Raw genomic sequence first — 16,668 nt, 5'->3', positions numbered from 1 at the left:
GGAGACTGCATTATGGGACGTGTTGCCATCGTAACCGGCGGTTCGCGCGGTATCGGCCGCGCCATCTGCGAACGCCTGCGCGACGAGCGCGGCTGCACCGTCATCGCCAATTACGCGGGCAATGATGAAGCCGCCAAGCGCTTTACCGAGGAAACCGGCATCCCGACCGTCAAGTTCGACGTCGGCGACTTCCAGGCGGTACAGGAAGGCTGCGCCAAGGTTGCCGAAGAATACGGCCCGATCGATATCGTCGTGAACAATGCCGGCATCACGCGCGACGGCACGCTGCTCAAGATGAGCTACGACGACTGGGACGCCGTCATGCGCACCAACCTCGGCGGCTGTTTCAACATGGCGAAAGCCACCTTCCCCGGCATGAAGGATCGCGGCTGGGGCCGGATCGTCAACATCGGCTCGATCAACGGCCAGGCAGGCCAGTACGGGCAGGTGAACTATGCCGCAGCCAAGAGCGGCATCCACGGCTTTACCAAGGCGCTGGCGCAGGAAGGCGCGCGCTTCGGCATCACCGTCAACGCGATTGCACCGGGCTACATCGATACCGACATGGTGGCTGCCGTACCCGAACCCGTGCTGGAAAAGATCGTCGCCAAGATCCCGGTCGGCCGTCTCGGCAAGGCGAGCGAGATCGCCCGTGGCGTAAGCTTCCTGTGCTCCGAACACGCCGAGTTCGTCACCGGCTCGACCATGAGCATCAACGGCGGCCAGCACATGTACTGAATTCTGGCGGGCGCCCGAATGGACCGGGCGCCCCGTCAGGTCAGTCGACCAAAATGCCGACGACCTTCCATGCGCCGTCTTCCTCCTGGAGGGTGACGGTCTCGATCACCTTGGAATTCTCGTAACGCGTCGCGAAGGTGACCTCCTCGTAGCCGTGCGGCGGCGCGTTGAGATAGCGGACGGTGAGCAATTCGCGCGACACGAACGCGCCTTGGGACCCGCGCACCTGCTTCGCCGCATTCGTCCAACCGGCGAGAGTATTGGCCTCGCGGAAAGTCTTCCCGGTGGCGTCGAAACTCGCCTCCCAATCGCTCGCATCGGTGAGCGCCAGCCAATCGCGAGCGGCGGCGACGACAGCGGCATCGCTGGCAGAAACCTCGACCGGTGCAGCATTCTGAGCTGGTTCGGCGAGGTATGAGGTAAGAATTAGCCCGGCCGCAAACATGGTCATCATGACAAGAACTCCTGGAAGGATACGGCGGGCGGGTTTGCCTGCCGCGACCCGACCGACTTCCCCGGATTCGGTGCTCCCGACCTCCCCGAAATCCTTGTCTCCAAGATTTTGGTGGTCTCCGCCCTCGCTCTCCAGCAGCAGGCGACCGGCCTCGCGACTGCTGGTCACGCCCAGCTTGCGACGCGCCTCGCGCAAGCGTTCGTTGATCGTGTGAACCGAGAGCGAAAGCTCGTTCGCCATCGATTTCGCGTCGTGCCCGCGAACGATCAGGCGGAGAGTCTCCTTCTCCTTGTCCGTCAGCTCTTCAAGGCCGTCCATCCGGGATATCGTCGCGCAGCTTGCCACAATGGGCAATGGATTATCGGCAGCCCCGAGCGCCTGCCACCCCAAAAAATTAGTGTGTCGCGAGGGTGCGGTGTGTAGGGCGGCGCCGATGATTCCCCCCTACCACCCCCCGAAAAAGTATTCCGTCCGCATCGCCGGACACCGCACCTCGATCAGTCTCGAACCGATGTTCTGGGATATGCTGGGCGAAGCAGCGGCCCAGCGCGGCAAGTCGATCAATGCACTCGTGGGCGAGATCGACGCGGAACGCATAAAGGCGGACAATCCCCCGGGCCTTGCCGGGGCGATCCGCATCTGGCTGGTGACACAGCAAAGGGGCGAACGGACTGCTCCGCTCGCCCCTTCGGCTTTCGGTTTCGACCGTCAGTAGTTGGCGGGCGGATCGCTCGCCGGAAAGCTCTGGTCGCTTTCCTCGTCGGTCTTGGTCCAGTTGTGGCCATTGTCGTCGCGCATGGCATCGGGGCCGGCGTCGCGGATGGCGACATTGCCCTGGTTGCCCGCAAAAGCCGGCTTGGACTGATTCTTTTCGTAATACTTGTACCCGGCGTATCCGAGGCCGCCGAGCGCCAATAGCTTGAGTAGCATGATGCAGACTCCTTCCTTTGCGACCCAACGCTTGGGACGAGAGAAAGGTCCGTCAGCCTGGCTCAGTCGTCGCCGACGCGTTCGATATCCGCGCCGACAAGTTGGAGCTTCTCTTCAAGGCGCTCGTAGCCGCGGTCGAGATGGTAGAGGCGACGCACGGTCGTCTCGCCCTCTGCCGCGAGCCCTGCGATCACTAGGCTCATCGATGCGCGCAGGTCTGTCGCCATGACTTCGGCGCCGGTGAGCTGCACCGGACCGCGCACGATGGCGGTACGACCTTCGGTCTCGATGTTCGCACCCATGCGCGCCAGTTCGGGCACGTGCATGAAGCGGTTCTCGAAGATGGTTTCCTTGAGGACGCTGGTTCCTTCCGCCTTGCACAGCAGGCTCATCAGCTGCGCCTGCATGTCGGTGGCGAGGCCGGGGAAGGGCGCGGTGGTGAGGTTGTGCGCCTTGAGCGGACCGTTGGCAGCGACATGGACGCCGCCCTTCACCTGCTCGACCTCGACGCCGATGTTGCGCAGCGCGTGGATGGTCGAGGCCATGTCGTCGAAATTCGCGCCCTCCAGCAGCACCTCGCCACCAGTGATCGCCGCGGCGCAGGCGTAGGAGCCTGCCTCGATACGGTCCGGCATCACGCGATAGGTCGCGCCATGGAGGCGCTTCACGCCATGGATGGTGAGTTCCGACGTACCGATGCCTTCGATTTCCGCTCCCATAGCAACGAGGAGATTGCAGAGGTCGACGATCTCGGGCTCGCGCGCGGCGTTGATGAGACGGCTTGTGCCCTTGCACAGCACCGCGGCCATGACCGCATTCTCGGTCGCACCGACCGAGACCACGGGGAAGTCGTACTCGCCTCCGGGCAGGCCACCATCGGGGGCCGAGGCTTTCACATAACCCTGAGCCAGTTCGATATGCGCGCCGAAGGCCTCCAGCGCCTTCAGGTGCAGGTCGATGGGACGGTTGCCGATGGCGCAGCCGCCGGGCAGCGACACGGTCGCCTCGCCCATCCGCGCCAGCATCGGTCCGAGCACCAGGATCGATGCGCGCATCTTGCGCACGAGATCGTAGGGCGCGACGGTCGAAGTGATGCGCGGCGCCTCCATGGTCATGACCCGACCGAAGTCTTCCGGACGATGCCCCGCGATCGTGTGGGCGACACCGAACTGTCCCATCAGGTGCTGGAACCCGTCGATATCGGCGAGGCGCGGCAGATTGCGCAGCGTCACCGGCTCGTCGGTCAGCAGGGCACAGGGGAGGAGCGTGAGAGCGGCGTTCTTGGCGCCCGAGATCGGGATCGTGCCCGAAAGGCGATTCCCGCCACGGATGATGAGCTTGTCCATGGGGGCAACTCCATAAACCCGCCTGCGCCGCTGGCAAGCGTCACGCTGCTGTCGCGGTTCGGCAATAGCCATGCGCGCTACCACCGGATGGCGATTGACCGACCGCCGCCGCGAACCTACCCCTGCGCCCGATGACCCACAAACCCATCAAGAAAGCCGTCTTTCCCGTCGCCGGCCTCGGCACGCGGTTCCTGCCCGCGACCAAGGCGATCCCGAAGGAATTGCTCCCGATCGTCGATCGGCCGCTGATCCAGTACGCGGTGGACGAGGCGCGCGAGGCGGGGATCGAGCAGATCATCTTCGTCACCGGTCGCGGCAAGACCGCCATCGTCGAGCATTTCGACGTCGCTTACGAACTCGAGCACACGATGAGCGAACGGGGCAAAGACCTCTCGGCACTCGACCCGACCCGCGCGACGCCGGGCGACATCATAACCGTGCGCCAGCAGGTCCCGCTCGGCCTCGGCCATGCGATCTGGTGCGCCCGCGCGATCGTCGGGAACGAGCCTTTCGCGATCTTCCTGCCCGACGAGCTGATGATCGCCAACAAGGGCGGGACCGGCTGCATGAAGCAGATGGTCGAGGCCTATGACGAAGTCGGCGGGAACCTGATTTCGGTGCTCGAAGTCCCGCGCGAGGACGTGTCGAGCTATGGCGTGATCGCGCCCGGCGCGAACGTGTCGGACACACTTACCGAGGTTACCGGACTGGTCGAGAAGCCGCCGGTCGAACAGGCGCCTTCCAACAAGATCATTTCCGGCCGCTACATTCTCCAGCCCGAGGTCATGCGCGTGCTCGAGGCGCAGGAGAAGGGTGCTGGCGGCGAGATCCAGCTGACCGATGCCATGGCCAAGATGATCGGCGAACAGCCCTTCCACGCAGTGACCTTTGCCGGACGCCGCTTCGACTGCGGCAGCAAGACCGGTTTCGTCGAGGCGACGCTGGCGCTGGCGCTTGAACGCGAGGACATGGGCGCCGAGGTGCGCGCGATCGCAGAGCGGTTGCTGGCGAACTAGGCTTCACAAGAAAAAGGGGACGCCGAAGCGCCCCCTTTTCCGTGTCAGTCCGGAAGGTCAGGCAGAGGGTTTTTCGCCTCCGCCATTCTTCGCAGGCTTGGCAGCAGCTTTCGCTTCCACTTCCTCGACCTGCGCGGCGACGTCTTCCATCACCTCGGCAAGACGCGGAGTAGTTTCGGCCCTGGCCGGGCCTTTGACCAGGCCGTCGAGCGACGACCCGTCTAGACCCAGCTCCTTCATCAGCCCATCGAGCACCGGTGCCTGCGCGCGGTAGGCGAGTGCGGCGCTGACTGCATCGCTGGCGAGGTTGCCGCTACCGCCGACGCCGGCTGCGCCGCCAGACGCCTTGCCGCCGCCATTGGTGAGGCCGTCGACCTGGACGATCTTGATGCTCTCGATCGCTTCCATCGGCTTGGCGCTCTCGCGCACCAGGTCGGGCAGGACCTTGAGCAGCGCCATCTTGGTCTGCAGGCTGATCTGGTCGGACGAGAGGATGTTCGCCGCCTCGTTGATCGCCCGCTGGCCCGCCGCCTCGACTTCGAAGCGCACGCGCGCAGCTTCGGCACGCAGCTTCTCGGCCTCGGCCTCGCCTTCCGCCTCGCGGCGCATGGCCTCGGCACGGTTGGTGGCGGCATCCTTCTCGGCTTCCGCCTCGACCTTGATCTTGATCGCATCGCGTTCGGCGATCTTGGCCGCCTCGATCAGCTCGATCTTCTTGTTACGCTCGGCAACCTCGCTTTCGCGGCTGGTGACGACCTGTTCTTCCGCCTGCACCGCCTTGGCACGAGCCTCGTCGGCTTCGGCCTTGGCCTGGCTTTCCTCGCGGCTCTTGTTCTGCACCGCGATCTGCTGTTCCTGCCGGGCAATCTCAAGTGCACGGGTCTGGTCGATCCGGGCTTCCTCGACCAGCCGGTCGGCCTCGATCTGCTGGGCGTCGACCTGCTTCTTGGCCTCGATCCGCGCGGCATCGGCCTCGCGAGTGCGCTCGGCCTGTTCGCGGGCGATCTCGGAAGCCTGCGCAGCGCGCCGCACCTCGACCTCGCGTTCCTGTTCCAGCCGCGCATATTCCTTGTCGCGGGCAATCTGGAAGCTGCGCGCATCGGCTTCGAGGTTCTTCGTCTCCATCTGCACGCGCGTGTCCTGCTCGATGTCGTTGCGCAGTTTCTTGCGCGCCTCGATCTGCTCGGTCAGCTTGGTCAGGCCCTCGGCGTCGAAGGCATTGTTGGCGTTGAAGTGCTCGATACTGGTCTGGTCGAGGCCGGTCAGCGAGACCGACTCCAGCTCGAGCCCGTTCATGGCGAGGTCGTTGGACGACACCTGCTGCACCTTCTGGACGAAATCCGCGCGCTGTTCGTGCAGCTCGTTCATGCTCATGCCCGCAGCGACCGAGCGCAACGCGTCGACAAACTTGCCTTCGACGAGATCCTTCAGGAGCTCGGGCTGCATGGTCCGCTGGCCCAGCGTCTGCGCCGCCATGGCGATGGCCGAGGCATCGGGACGGACGCGGACATAGAATTCCGCCTTCACGTCGATGCGCAGGCGATCGAGCGTGATCAGCGCCTCGCTGTCGCGGCGCACCACCGGCAGCACCAGCGTGTTCATGTTGACGGGCATGGTTTCGTGGAACACCGGCAGCACCAGCGCGCCGCCGTTCATCACCACCTTTTCGCCGCCCACACCGGTGCGCACGAAAGCAACTTCCTTCGATGCGCGACGATAGAGCTTGGCCAGGAACAGGCCGATGATGAGGATGCCGACTACGACGGATCCTGCGATAATTCCCCAATCGATCAGGTTTTGCATTTCCACTCCTTGGATGAAACTCAGTTCGGCGACAGGCTGCGCTCGGCGAGCGCGGTCGCGAAGAATTGATTGCCCTCACGCCGGACGAGGAGGACCTCGTCGCCGGCGTGGAGCTCGGATGACTGTTCGTGCGGTTCGACCATCACGTGATGCGCCTGGCCATGGATGTCCTGCACTCGCGCGCGGGCGGGCGAACCGCTGCGCGCGATGCCGTCGGTGATCGTGGCCCTGCGGCCGACGAGCGTGCCGACGTCGACCGCCGTGGTCTCGTCCTGCGGCAGGATGCGGCCAAGCGGGCGGGCGATCGCCGAAGTCGCCGGGATCGCCCCGCCTGCGGCAAGCACTGCAGCGAGGACGCGGTCGAGCGGCGCACCGGTAAAGCTTTCCGCCAGCTGCTGGATGCCCACGCCGACCCCAGCGAAGAGGAGCAGGAACACCACCAGCCAAATCGCCAGCGGGACGCGGCCCAGCCCCAGCAGGGTGAGCAGTCCGTCGACCGGCCCGGCATGCAAGGCACCATCGCCGTCGGCGTCCACATCGATGTCGATGTCGAGAACGCCGAACAACTGGATGACGAGCAGGGCCAGCATCAAGACAAGCGCCGCCGCAAACGGCGCATTGTATGGTTCGAGTAATGTCATTCCCCCTCCTTTCTTTTCGTTATCGAGGGTGAAGGACTACGACTTCGGGACCGAAGTCCAGAAGTGTTCGTCCGTCGTCTTATTCCATGCCCACAATCTAGCGATTGGGGGGATCAGCCGGTAGGAATATGCGACGAACCGAGTTCGATTTTGGAGTTGATTAGGCGGACTTGAAGCGCAGGGGCAGGGTCTTCAATCCACCCACGAAGGTGGACTTCGACCGCGCCGGTTCGCCCGCGAGTTCGATACTCTCGATCCTGTCGAGCAGCACCTCGAAGAGGATGCGCATTTCGAGCCGGGCAAGGTGCAGGCCAAGGCATTGGTGTGCCCCTGCCCCGAAGGCGAGATGCCGGTTGGGGCTGCGCGCCGCATCGAACTTGCGCGGGTCGTCGAACACTGCCGGGTCATGGTTGGCCGCCACATAGTTCATCATCAGCCAGTCGCCCTTGGCGATCTTCTGCCCGCCGACTTCGGTGTCTTCAGCCGCAGTGCGCATGAAATGCTGCACCGGCGTGGTCCAGCGGATCGCTTCCTCTACAATCCCGCCAAGCAGCGAGCGGTCGGCCTTTACCTTGGCCCACTGGTCCGGGTCCTGCGCAAGGGCAAGCATCGCGCCTGCCGTGCTGGCGCTGGTGGTGTCGTGGCCAGCGGCTGCGACGATAATGTAATAGCCCATCATGTCGCGATCGTTGAGCGGCTCGCCATCGACCACGGCATTGGCGATCGTGCTCGCGACATCGCCAGTGGGATTGGCACGCTTCTCTGCCGTCAGCTTGGCGAAGTAGGCCTCGAAGTCCTTCACCGCTCCGGCGACGATCTGGGTGATCACATCGGGCGGCAGATCCTTCATGCCGGACTGATTGAGGTCTTCGTCGCTGCCGCCGAACATCTGCTGCGTCAGCGTGAGCATCCGCGGCTCGTCATCTTCTGGAACGCCGAGGATCTGCATCACCACGTGAAGCGGATAAGGGGCCGAGACGAGCTTGCAGAAATCCACTTCGGGACCTGCATCGATCATCCTCTGAACTGTCGCCTGGGCTATGTGACGGATTTCATCCTCTATGCCACGCAGGTTCTTCGGCATGAACCATTCCTGCGTCAGCTTGCGGTACTTCATGTGGATGGGCGCATCGAAAGTGACGAGGCTGGCCACCATGTGCTCGCTGCCACCACTGAAAGCCTTGGCGAATTCAATGCCCTCGGTAAGGCTGAACACCACGGTGTGCGGATTGTTAAGGAAGGTCGCATTGTCCTTCGACATGCGCATCACGTCGTCATAGCGCGTGACCAGCCAGAAGGGCGGATGGATCGCATCGTCATTGGCTTCGACCCAGGCCACCGGTGTTTCCTCGCGCAGCCGGTCGAAGGTGTCGAGCAGGGGGTCCCAAGCGGCATAGCTAGCGGGATCGATCACAGCACGGGCAGTGACGGGATCAAGACGGGGCTTCTCCTGCGTCGCCATCACGCCTGCTCCGTCTCGGCTTCAGCCATGGCCTTGTACTCGTCGCGCAGCTCTCGCTTGTAGAGTTTGCCGTTGGCCTCGCGCGGCAGCTGCGCGCGGAAGTCGAACAGCTTTGGCATCTTGATCTTGGCCAGGTTGGGAGCGAGGAAATCGCGGAGTTCGGCCTCGAGTTGGGGACCCGCGTCGGCCATGTCGATGGGCTGGACCACCGCGACGACCTTCTCGCCGAAGTCGGGGCAGGGTGCACCGATCACCGCTGCGTCCATCACCTTGTCGTGGGTAACCAGCAGGTTTTCGATCTCCTGCGGATAGATGTTGACCCCGCCCGAAATGATCATGTGGCTCTTGCGATCGGTCAGGTAGAGATAGCCGTCGGGATCGAGATGGCCGATATCGCCGAGCGTCATCCACCCCTTCGGATGCATCGCCTCGGCGGTCTTTTCCGGATCGTTGTGATAGGTCGGGACGATGTCGTTCTCGAAGAACAGCAGGCCGTCGGTCTCCGGCGGGAGCTCGTTGCCCTCGGGATCGCAAACGTGGATCTGGCCGTAGATCGCCTTGCCGACACTGCCAGGATGGGCGAGCCAGTCTTCCGACTTGATCATGGTCATGCCGATGCCTTCCGAACCGGCATAATATTCGATGATGATGGGACCCCACCATTCGATCATCTCGCGCTTGACCGGGACCGGACAGGGTGCGGCAGCATGGATGGCGCGCTGGTGGCTCGACAGGTCGTAGCGAGTGCGCACCTCGGGATCGAGCTTGAGCATGCGCACGAAATGGGTCGGCACCCACTGGCTGTCGGTTACCTTGTACTTCTCGATCGTGGCGAGCGCGAATTCGGGATCGAATTTTTCCATGACGACCACTGTCGCGCCAAGGCGATGGGCGGTGGTGCACCAGCCAAGCGGTGCGGCGTGATAGAGCGGCGCAGGCGAGAGGTAGACCATCGAGCCGTCGGACGGCCAGCCAGCCCCCATGACCGCCAGCCCCATGAGCGGGGTGACGGCCTGGATATCCTCGTCTGCCGGAGGGGCGGGACGCACACCTTTCGGGCGCCCGGTGGTGCCGCTGGAATACAGCATGTACTGGCCAGGCTGCTGGTCCGCGATCGGCCCTGCTTCCTGGGAGGCGAGCGCGGCTTCGAGGCTCTCGTCACCCTGGCCGCCGACGAGCAACATCGGAAGGTCGGGACATTCCTGCCGGATCGCAGGCAGAACACTGTCGAAGTAGGTCGAGGTGATGAGCAGCTTCGTGTCGCTGTCCTGCAGGATGTAGCAAATCTCGGGCGCCGTCAGTCGCGTCGAGATCGGCACCATCATGATGCCGCAGCGCTGGGCACCCCAGACCAGCTGGAGGTAGTGCTTGTTGTTCTCCATCAGGATCGCAACGTGGTCACCCCGCCCCAATCCGCGCGATCGCATCAGCTGGGCGAAGCGATTGGCGTAATCATCCATCTCGGCGAAGCTGACGGTTTCGCCGCTCGAGGCCATCACCAGCGCGGGATGGTCGGGACGGGCTGCGGCGTGGGCAATCGGATGCATAATGTTTCTCTCCCATCCGGAGGTCGCCTTTGCGGGACTCGTCCGGTTGCAGGAAGAAACCTACCCAAGCCTCTGTCGCGGGCAAGAAAAAAGGGGCAACGGTTTCCCGTCACCCCTTTTTCGTCACGTCCCTCGGGACGCAGACAACTCAGTTGTCGTCGCCGTCACCCTGGCCGCCCTTGCCCATGGCAAGCGCATAGGCGCGCTGGGCTTCCGATTCGACCATGTAAGGAATGGGATTGACGGCTTCACCGCCGATGCGGACTTCATAGTGCAGGTGCGGACCGGTCGAACGGCCGGTCGAACCGACGTAACCGATGATCTCGCCCTTCTTCACCCGGGTGCCCGGAGCGACCGCGATACGCGACATGTGGGCATAACGGGTCTGGAGTTCGGCGCCATGTTCGATGGAAACGTAATTGCCGTAGCTCGAATACCATTCGGCCTTGCTGACGAAACCGTCGGCAGTGGCGTAGATCGGGGTGCCGCTCGGCGCCGAGAGATCGACGCCCTTGTGATTGCGGCGACCGCCCAGAACGGGGTGCGTACGCATGCCGAAATCGCTGGTCAGGCGGGTATCTTCAAGCGGCATGCGCGAAGGGACAGCAACACGAAGCTTGGCCGGACCGACGCTGGTCGGCTCTTCCCACTTGGCGAACAGCTGCTGGAACTGGGCATCGTCGCCGTCCTGCGCAGTGCCGGAAATCTTGCTGGTGTCGATCGCGCCAACGACGGCCGCGGTGTTGGTATCACCTGCGTGGGCCGGAGCGGCAGCGATGCCGAAAGTGGCAGCGACCATCGTAAGGGCAAGCGTGAAGCGCTTGGAGAACATTGCAAACCCGTCCATTTCGGCGCTTTGTCGCGCCTTTCGATCCCAGACCGGAGGAGCGCCCCAACGCTCATTCCGATCCTTTAAAAACTCGCCGGAACCCCCCGGCAACTCGTGAGTTTGGGTTATCGGTGAAAAAGTTAATCAGGCAATAGCGCCATAGAACTCGCGCGGCAGGCCGCCTGCCAAACGCGCTGAGTCGTTGAATGGTGGCCTCAACACCCCAGAAAAGTGCGTCCGGACGAGATTCTGCCATGTTTCTCTTGGGTTTTCGCCTCGAACCCCGCAGATCGCATGAAAATGCTTTGAGCCGAAAGCGACGTGGCGGATTTCGTCGTCAAGGATTCGTTTCAAAATTTTTGCCCCGTTTTCATCACCTTGTGATCGCACCCTTTCGAGCGTCGCCGGAGTGACGTCGAGGCCGCGTGCTTCCAGAACCATGGGTACTATGGCCAGCCGCGCAATGACGTCATGGGACGTCTCTGTAGCGGAATTCCACAGCCCGTCGTGCACAGGCAACGCCCCGTAGCGCGAATCGAGCGAATCGAGTTTCCGGGCCAGCAACGCGAAGTGCATCGCCTCGTCCGCGGCGACAGAAAGGAAATCGGAAACAAAGACTTGACCCATCGATTCGCCGAATCGCCCGGCCATGTCGAGCGCCAGGTCGATCGCCACGAATTCGATGTGGGCCAGCGAATGCCATAGGGCGATGCGGTTGCGGTGATTGCCCATCTTGCCGCGCTTGGGCATCCGGCCCGGCGGCAGGAGTTCGAGCTCATCCGGCCAGGCTGGCCGGTCTGGCATCGTGACGTCGAAGGCGAATTCCAGCCGCCCCAAGCGCCAATCGCGCGCGACCTGTCTCGTGGCAAAAACCTTTGCCGTCGGATCGGGAGTCAGGAGCGCTTCGCGAATTGCACGGGCAACGCTGCGACGTTGTGACGTCATCCTTCGCGCGCAGTCGCCAGCACTTCCTCGGCGTGGCCCTTGACCTTCACTTTTGGCCAGATGTGGGTGATCCGTCCATCTGTACCCAGCAGGTATGTCGAGCGGACCATGCCCATATAGGTCTTGCCGTACATCTGCTTTTCGGCCCAGGCGCCAAGCGCATCGGACAACCCGCCCTCTTCGGCATCCGACGCAAGGTCGACTGTCAGGCCCTGCTTGGCGATGAACTTCGCATGCTTCTTGGGCGGATCCTTGCTCACGCCCAGAAGGGCGATGCCCGCCTTGTCGAATTCGCTCTTGAGCGTCGAGAAGTCCTTGGCTTCGGTCGTGCAGCCCGGCGTGTCGTCCTTGGGATAGAAGAAGAGCACTGCCTTGCGACCCTTGAAGTCGGATGGCCGTACCATGCCGCCATCGGGCGTTTCCATCGCGATGTCGGGCATGGCGTCACCGACGCCGGGAAACGTTTTGCTCATCAATCGATCTCCAGTTTTTCGCCGAACACGGTCTTCCACGCGCCCGCAACCTCTCTTCGCCCACGATCGAGAGCGGCTTCCAGCGCGGCATAGTCGTCGCACTCGCTGAGTTTTGCGAGCAGGGCGGCAGCAGCATCGTTCGGCCTTGCAAGATCGGGCGCGAGCAGCCGGGTACCGACCAGCAAGCGGCCCATCAAGCCATGCGCCTCGACGATCGCATGCGGCAGCAGGCCAGCCCCAACCAATGCATCGATGGCCACGCCCAAGTCCGGCGACATTCCCTTGCCATCGCGGAGCTGGAGGAAGTGGACAAGGAACTCGATGTCGACCAACCCGCCACGCAGGAGTTTTGCATCGAGCGGACCCTTTGGCGGCTTGTGCGCCGCCATCTCGCCGCGCATCTCCAGAATGTCGGCCTGCAACTTCTCGGGGTCGCGGGGTCGCCGCAGGATCGAGGTCACGACATCCTGCAGTTTCGCGCTGGCCTCCTCGCTCCCCGCAATGACGCGCGCGCGGGTCAGCGCCATGTGCTCCCAGGTCCAGGCGTCTTCGCACTGGTAGCGCTCGAAACTCTCGATGCTCACGGCGAGCGGCCCCTGATTCCCCTGTGGTCGCAATCGTGTGTCGACCTCGTAGAGCGCGCCTTGCGCAGTCGGGACGCTTAACGCGGCGGTCACCCGCTGGGCGAGACGATTGTAGTACAGTGTCGCGCCGAGCGGTCGCGCACCGTCGGACTCGCCTTCATGGGTTCCGGTGAAAAGATAGATGAGGTCGAGGTCCGAGGCATGGGTGAGCATGCCCCCGCCGAGCCTCCCGAGGCCTAGAACGAGCATTTCGCTGCCTTCGATCCGGCCATGCTTGGTCGCGAACTCCTCACTTGCAGCATCGAGAGCCACACGCAGCGCCGCCTCGGCCGTGCGCGAGAGGGCGGCGGCGATGTCGAGAGGGTCCTGCGCTCCCTCGATCAGCTGCATGCCGAGGGCGAAGCGCGTTTCGCCGGTCACTATGCGGATGCGGTCGAGGCGCTTTTCGTAGTCGTCCCCCCGCTCGCTCCTCTGCATCGCTTCGACCAGTTGCGAAACGCTGCCGGGCAGGTCGAGCGCGGTCCGATCGATCAGGGCGTCGAGCAGGTCGGGTCGCCGGGAAAGCTCATCGGCGAGCGGCGGAGCGAGAGTCAGGCAGTCGGCCACGAGGTCGAACAGGCCGGGCCGGGCCTCGAGCAGGCGAAACAGGTTGATTGCCGTCGGCAAGCGCGCGAGCATGAATTCCCAGCGTGCCAGCACTGCCTGCGGATCGTCGGATGAGGCCACCGACGCGAGGAGGGCCGGTCGTATGACGTCGAAGGCTTCCAGCGCCGCAGGGCTGCGAAGCGAAGGATAGCGGCCATCGCTCCATTGGCTCAGCCGTTCGGCAATATCCGGATCGACCTCACGCACCGGCGCTTCCGCCACCTCGATGTGGGGTGCATTGCGCGGGATCGATATCCTCTCCTCGTCGAGCAATGCGTCGAACCGATCGCCCACAGCCTCTGTATGCCCGTGCAGGTAATCGAGAAGTTCATCGCCATGACCCAGGCCGTGCAACCGGGCGACATTATCCAGTGCATCGCCCGCCGGCAGCGAATGCGTCTGCTGGTCCTGCACCATCTGCAACCGGTGTTCGATGATGCGCAGTGCATCATAGGCCTCGCCGAGAATGCGCGCATCGTCCGCGCCTATCCTGCCCGTCGCCGCAAGCGCATCGAGCGCCGCCCTCGTTCCGCGAACGCGCAGCGAAGGATCGCGCCCGCCGTGGATCAGCTGGTGGGTCTGGGCGAAGAACTCCACTTCGCGAATGCCGCCGCGTCCAAGCTTGAGGTTGTATCCTGGTGCCGTTGCGATCGGGCCACTCTGCTTGTCGCGGATCCGGCGGGTGAGGCGGCGAATCTCGTCGATCGCTCCGAAATCGAGACTCCGTCGCCAGACGAAGGGGCGGATGTGGTCGAGGAATGCCTCGCCCGCGGCGATGTCTCCTGCACAGGCGCGCGCACGAATGAAGGCCGCGCGCTCCCACGCCAGTGCGGAACTTTCGTAATGCGAAGTCGCCGCATTGATCGAGAGCGCCAGGGGGCTGACCTCGGACGCGGGGCGCAGTCGCAGGTCGACCCTGAAGACATAGCCCTCGTGCGTCACTTCCGAGAGCAGGCGTACTATCTCGCGGGCATAACGCTGCGCCGCCTCGCCCGGTTCGTCGCGCTCGCGGCGTGGCAGTTTTTCGGGGTCGAACAGCAGGATCGGGTCGATGTCTGAGGAATAGTTGAGTTCGCCCGCACCATGCTTGCCGAGGGCAAGACCAATCATGCCCGCAGGTTCCGTGCCCTCCACACGCCGTGCGATCGCATCGCCAATGGCAGCATGCAGGGCCCGATCAGCGAAGGTCGAGAGTTCGCGCACGACCTTGGGCAGGTCGAATGCACCGGCGAGGTCACCGATTGCGAGGACAAGGGCGAGCGCGAGCCGCTCGCGACGCAGGGCCACCGCGACGTCACCCTCGCTGACAGCCTTGGCGGCAAGCAAGGCATCGTCCCCGCGTCCCTCGGCCAGCATGGCGGCAAGATCGGGCCGCCGCTCCAGCGCGCGCGCCAGGAACGGCGCGTGGTTGCGCGCGCGATCCAGTGCCGATGTCCAGTCCGCTTCCATTGCCACACCCCTGCCGCCGCAACCTTCGCCGCGCAAGCTTGCCCTTGTGCCGCCATGCTGACACAAGCCCCCGCAATCGAAGGATTCATGCAAGAGGACCTCCCCAGATGAAACGCCTCACCCTTGCCGCCACGGCTGCGCTGCTGCTCTCTGCCTGCTCGATGGGCGCCGATACAGATACCAAGGCCGCGACCGGTTTCGACGTCCCCGATGTCCCCGCCGGCGAATTGTCGGAAGACACGATGAAACGCGTTGTCGAGAAGCTGTCCTCCGACGAATTCGAGGGCCGCGCGCCGGGCACGCCGGGAGAGGAAAAGACCGTCGCCTATCTGATCGAGGAGTTCCAGAAGGCCGGGCTCGAGCCGGGCAATAACGGCAGCTGGGTGCAGAAGGTACCCCTGGTCGAGATTACCGGGGAGGATTTCGCTCCGCTCGCGGTCACGGGCAAGGACGGCAAGGCAATGAGCTTTGCCTACGGCACCGACTGGGTCGGCGCGACCTATCGCGAGAACGGGCGGATCGACCTCAAGGACAGCGAACTCGTCTTCGTCGGCTTCGGCATCAACGCGCCCGAGAAGGGCTGGAACGACTATGCCGGCCTCGACATGAAGGGCAAGACGGCGGTCATCCTGGTCAATGATCCGGACTACGAGACCGAAGGGCTGAAGGGCGAGTTCAACGGCCGAGCCATGACCTACTATGGTCGCTGGACCTACAAGTACGAGGAAGCGGCAAGGCAGGGCGCGGCAGCCGCAATCATCATACACGATACTTTCCCCGCCGCCTATGGCTGGAACGTGGTCGAATCTTCCTGGACCGGGCCGCAGGTTCACGCCCAGCGTGGCGACAAGGGTGCGGACCAGACGCTCATCAATGGCTGGGTGCAGAAGCCGGTAGCGGAGAAAATCTTCACTGCCGCCGGACAGGATCTCACCAAGCTGACCGCCGCTGCCAAGCAGAAGGGCTTCAAACCGGTTTCGCTCGGCGTGAAGGCCTCAACCGGCTTTGGCAATGCGATCCGAACCTTTGAATCGCAGAACGTCGTCGGCATGCTGAAGGGCAGCGAGGCACCGGAGGATTACGTCCTCTATTCGGCGCACTGGGACCATCTGGGCCGATGCAAACCCGATGCATCGGGCGACGACATCTGCAATGGCGCAGTCGACAATGCTACCGGCGCGGCAGCCCTCGTGGCGCTGGCCGAGGCAAGCGTAAAGGCCGGCCCCGCGCGCCGCAGCCAGGTGTTCCTGGCGGTCACAGCCGAGGAATCGGGCCTGCTCGGCAGCGAATACTATGCCGCGAACCCGGTCTTCCCGCTGGCGCAGACGGTGGGCGGCCTCAACATCGACGGCCTGATCCCCGGCGGCCGTTCGAACGACGTGACCATCGTCGGCGGCGGCAAAAGCGAACTCGACAAGTTCCTCGACTGGGCGCTGGGTGCGGAAAAGCGCACCGGCACCCCCGAACCCACGCCGGAGAAGGGCTATTACTACCGTTCCGATCACTTCAGCATGGCCAAGCGCGGCGTGCCGATGCTCTATATCGACGCGGGCGAGGACCTGGAGAACGGCGGCAAGGAAGCAGGCGCGAAGCTGTCGGAAGACTACACCGTCAACCGCTATCACCAGCCGAGCGACGAATTCGACGCCGGCTGGGACCTCTCGGGCCTGATGCAGCAGCTCCAGCTCTATTACCGGATCGGCCGCAGCATGGCGATGTCGCAGGGCTGGCCCAACTGGGTCGAAGGCGACGAGTTCAAGGCCACGCGTGACGAGACCTGCGCTGCCGACGACAAAGGCTGCTGAG

General features: G+C 63.8%; 15 protein-coding genes. 4 read left to right on the top strand and 11 right to left on the bottom strand.

The features are described 5' to 3' along the window. Nucleotides 1-12 precede the first annotated feature (12 nt). Nucleotides 13-738, top strand: a complete 726-nt coding sequence (gene phbB / locus IRL76_RS13510; RefSeq protein ID WP_200981835.1) for an acetoacetyl-CoA reductase — start codon at nucleotides 13-15, stop codon at nucleotides 736-738. Between the two features lie 40 nt (nucleotides 739-778). Here the strand turns inward: phbB and IRL76_RS13505 are convergent, their stop codons facing one another. Then, the gene (locus IRL76_RS13505; protein WP_200981834.1) at nucleotides 779-1,510 is read right to left on the bottom strand and encodes a helix-turn-helix domain-containing protein; all 732 of its coding nucleotides are present in this window, start codon (nucleotides 1,508-1,510) and stop codon (nucleotides 779-781) included. 115 nt (nucleotides 1,511-1,625) lie between these two features. Here IRL76_RS13505 and IRL76_RS13500 point away from each other — a divergent pair, with 115 nt between their 5' ends. Beyond that, on the top strand, nucleotides 1,626-1,907 hold the full coding sequence (locus IRL76_RS13500) for a ribbon-helix-helix domain-containing protein (RefSeq protein ID WP_200981833.1): 282 nt from the start codon (nucleotides 1,626-1,628) through the stop codon (nucleotides 1,905-1,907). Here IRL76_RS13500 and IRL76_RS13495 read toward each other — a convergent pair. Together IRL76_RS13495 and murA are read right to left on the bottom strand one after the other, a co-directional pair. Next, nucleotides 1,901-2,122: a hypothetical protein gene (locus tag IRL76_RS13495; protein WP_246449816.1), complete on the bottom strand. Its 222-nt coding sequence runs from the start codon at nucleotides 2,120-2,122 to the stop codon at nucleotides 1,901-1,903. The two genes, IRL76_RS13500 and IRL76_RS13495, sit on opposite strands and share 7 nt — an antisense overlap. Before the next feature lie 62 nt (nucleotides 2,123-2,184). Further along, entirely contained in the window at nucleotides 2,185-3,468 is a 1,284-nt protein-coding gene (gene murA, locus IRL76_RS13490) for a UDP-N-acetylglucosamine 1-carboxyvinyltransferase (RefSeq protein ID WP_200981832.1), read from the bottom strand. A 131-nt stretch (nucleotides 3,469-3,599) separates the two neighbouring features. Here murA and galU point away from each other — a divergent pair, with 131 nt between their 5' ends. Beyond that, nucleotides 3,600-4,484, top strand: a complete 885-nt coding sequence (gene galU / locus IRL76_RS13485; protein ID WP_200981831.1) for a UTP--glucose-1-phosphate uridylyltransferase GalU — start codon at nucleotides 3,600-3,602, stop codon at nucleotides 4,482-4,484. 57 nt (nucleotides 4,485-4,541) lie between these two features. Here galU and IRL76_RS13480 read toward each other — a convergent pair whose 3' ends face one another. The 8 genes from IRL76_RS13480 to IRL76_RS13445 all read right to left on the bottom strand — a co-directional run bounded on the left by IRL76_RS13480 (nucleotide 4,542) and on the right by IRL76_RS13445 (nucleotide 14,862). Then, nucleotides 4,542-6,287, bottom strand: coding sequence for a flotillin family protein (locus IRL76_RS13480; protein WP_200981830.1), 1,746 nt, complete (start codon nucleotides 6,285-6,287; stop codon nucleotides 4,542-4,544). A gap of 20 nt (nucleotides 6,288-6,307) precedes the next feature. After that, nucleotides 6,308-6,928: an OB-fold-containig protein gene (locus IRL76_RS13475; protein ID WP_200981829.1), complete on the bottom strand. Its 621-nt coding sequence runs from the start codon at nucleotides 6,926-6,928 to the stop codon at nucleotides 6,308-6,310. A 160-nt stretch (nucleotides 6,929-7,088) separates the two neighbouring features. Then, nucleotides 7,089-8,390: a cytochrome P450 gene (locus tag IRL76_RS13470; protein WP_200981828.1), complete on the bottom strand. Its 1,302-nt coding sequence runs from the start codon at nucleotides 8,388-8,390 to the stop codon at nucleotides 7,089-7,091. Then, the gene (locus IRL76_RS13465; RefSeq protein ID WP_200981827.1) at nucleotides 8,390-9,937 is read right to left on the bottom strand and encodes an acyl-CoA synthetase; all 1,548 of its coding nucleotides are present in this window, start codon (nucleotides 9,935-9,937) and stop codon (nucleotides 8,390-8,392) included. The genes IRL76_RS13470 and IRL76_RS13465 overlap by 1 nt, the downstream gene beginning before the upstream one ends. 148 nt (nucleotides 9,938-10,085) lie before the next feature. Then, the gene (locus IRL76_RS13460; protein WP_200981826.1) at nucleotides 10,086-10,784 is read right to left on the bottom strand and encodes a M23 family metallopeptidase; all 699 of its coding nucleotides are present in this window, start codon (nucleotides 10,782-10,784) and stop codon (nucleotides 10,086-10,088) included. Between the two features lie 126 nt (nucleotides 10,785-10,910). Continuing rightward, nucleotides 10,911-11,711 carry a ferritin-like domain-containing protein gene (locus IRL76_RS13455; RefSeq protein WP_200981825.1) on the bottom strand — a complete coding sequence of 267 codons (801 nt, stop codon included), beginning with the start codon at nucleotides 11,709-11,711 and terminating at the stop codon, nucleotides 10,911-10,913. Continuing rightward, a complete protein-coding gene (locus tag IRL76_RS13450; RefSeq protein ID WP_200981824.1) occupies nucleotides 11,708-12,184 on the bottom strand; it encodes a peroxiredoxin in 477 nt (158 codons plus the stop codon). The genes IRL76_RS13455 and IRL76_RS13450 overlap by 4 nt, the downstream gene beginning before the upstream one ends. Continuing rightward, nucleotides 12,184-14,862 carry a bifunctional [glutamine synthetase] adenylyltransferase/[glutamine synthetase]-adenylyl-L-tyrosine phosphorylase gene (locus tag IRL76_RS13445; protein ID WP_200981823.1) on the bottom strand — a complete coding sequence of 893 codons (2,679 nt, stop codon included), beginning with the start codon at nucleotides 14,860-14,862 and terminating at the stop codon, nucleotides 12,184-12,186. The genes IRL76_RS13450 and IRL76_RS13445 overlap by 1 nt, the downstream gene beginning before the upstream one ends. A gap of 107 nt (nucleotides 14,863-14,969) precedes the next feature. Between IRL76_RS13445 and IRL76_RS13440 the strand changes: the two genes are divergently transcribed. Then, on the top strand, nucleotides 14,970-16,667 hold the full coding sequence (locus tag IRL76_RS13440) for a M28 family peptidase (protein WP_200981822.1): 1,698 nt from the start codon (nucleotides 14,970-14,972) through the stop codon (nucleotides 16,665-16,667). The last annotated feature ends 1 nt before the right edge of the window (nucleotide 16,668 follow it).

It is taken from the genome of Qipengyuania soli, from assembly GCF_015529805.1.
Classification (GTDB): domain Bacteria; phylum Pseudomonadota; class Alphaproteobacteria; order Sphingomonadales; family Sphingomonadaceae; genus Qipengyuania; species Qipengyuania soli.
Note: the sequence above shows the minus strand (reverse complement) of the source record. Positions and strands in the feature narration are given on the sequence as shown.

Coding starts and splice junctions, on each gene's coding strand:
- phbB (WP_200981835.1), top strand. CDS start 13: ATGGGACGTGTTGCCATCGTAACCGGCGGTTCGCGCGGTATCGGCCGC.
- IRL76_RS13505 (WP_200981834.1), bottom strand. CDS start 1,510: ATGGACGGCCTTGAAGAGCTGACGGACAAGGAGAAGGAGACTCTCCGC.
- IRL76_RS13500 (WP_200981833.1), top strand. CDS start 1,626: ATGATTCCCCCCTACCACCCCCCGAAAAAGTATTCCGTCCGCATCGCC.
- IRL76_RS13495 (WP_246449816.1), bottom strand. CDS start 2,122: ATGCTACTCAAGCTATTGGCGCTCGGCGGCCTCGGATACGCCGGGTAC.
- murA (WP_200981832.1), bottom strand. CDS start 3,468: ATGGACAAGCTCATCATCCGTGGCGGGAATCGCCTTTCGGGCACGATC.
- galU (WP_200981831.1), top strand. CDS start 3,600: ATGACCCACAAACCCATCAAGAAAGCCGTCTTTCCCGTCGCCGGCCTC.
- IRL76_RS13480 (WP_200981830.1), bottom strand. CDS start 6,287: ATGCAAAACCTGATCGATTGGGGAATTATCGCAGGATCCGTCGTAGTC.
- IRL76_RS13475 (WP_200981829.1), bottom strand. CDS start 6,928: ATGACATTACTCGAACCATACAATGCGCCGTTTGCGGCGGCGCTTGTC.
- IRL76_RS13470 (WP_200981828.1), bottom strand. CDS start 8,390: ATGGCGACGCAGGAGAAGCCCCGTCTTGATCCCGTCACTGCCCGTGCT.
- IRL76_RS13465 (WP_200981827.1), bottom strand. CDS start 9,937: ATGCATCCGATTGCCCACGCCGCAGCCCGTCCCGACCATCCCGCGCTG.
- IRL76_RS13460 (WP_200981826.1), bottom strand. CDS start 10,784: ATGGACGGGTTTGCAATGTTCTCCAAGCGCTTCACGCTTGCCCTTACG.
- IRL76_RS13455 (WP_200981825.1), bottom strand. CDS start 11,711: ATGACGTCACAACGTCGCAGCGTTGCCCGTGCAATTCGCGAAGCGCTC.
- IRL76_RS13450 (WP_200981824.1), bottom strand. CDS start 12,184: ATGAGCAAAACGTTTCCCGGCGTCGGTGACGCCATGCCCGACATCGCG.
- IRL76_RS13445 (WP_200981823.1), bottom strand. CDS start 14,862: ATGGAAGCGGACTGGACATCGGCACTGGATCGCGCGCGCAACCACGCG.
- IRL76_RS13440 (WP_200981822.1), top strand. CDS start 14,970: ATGAAACGCCTCACCCTTGCCGCCACGGCTGCGCTGCTGCTCTCTGCC.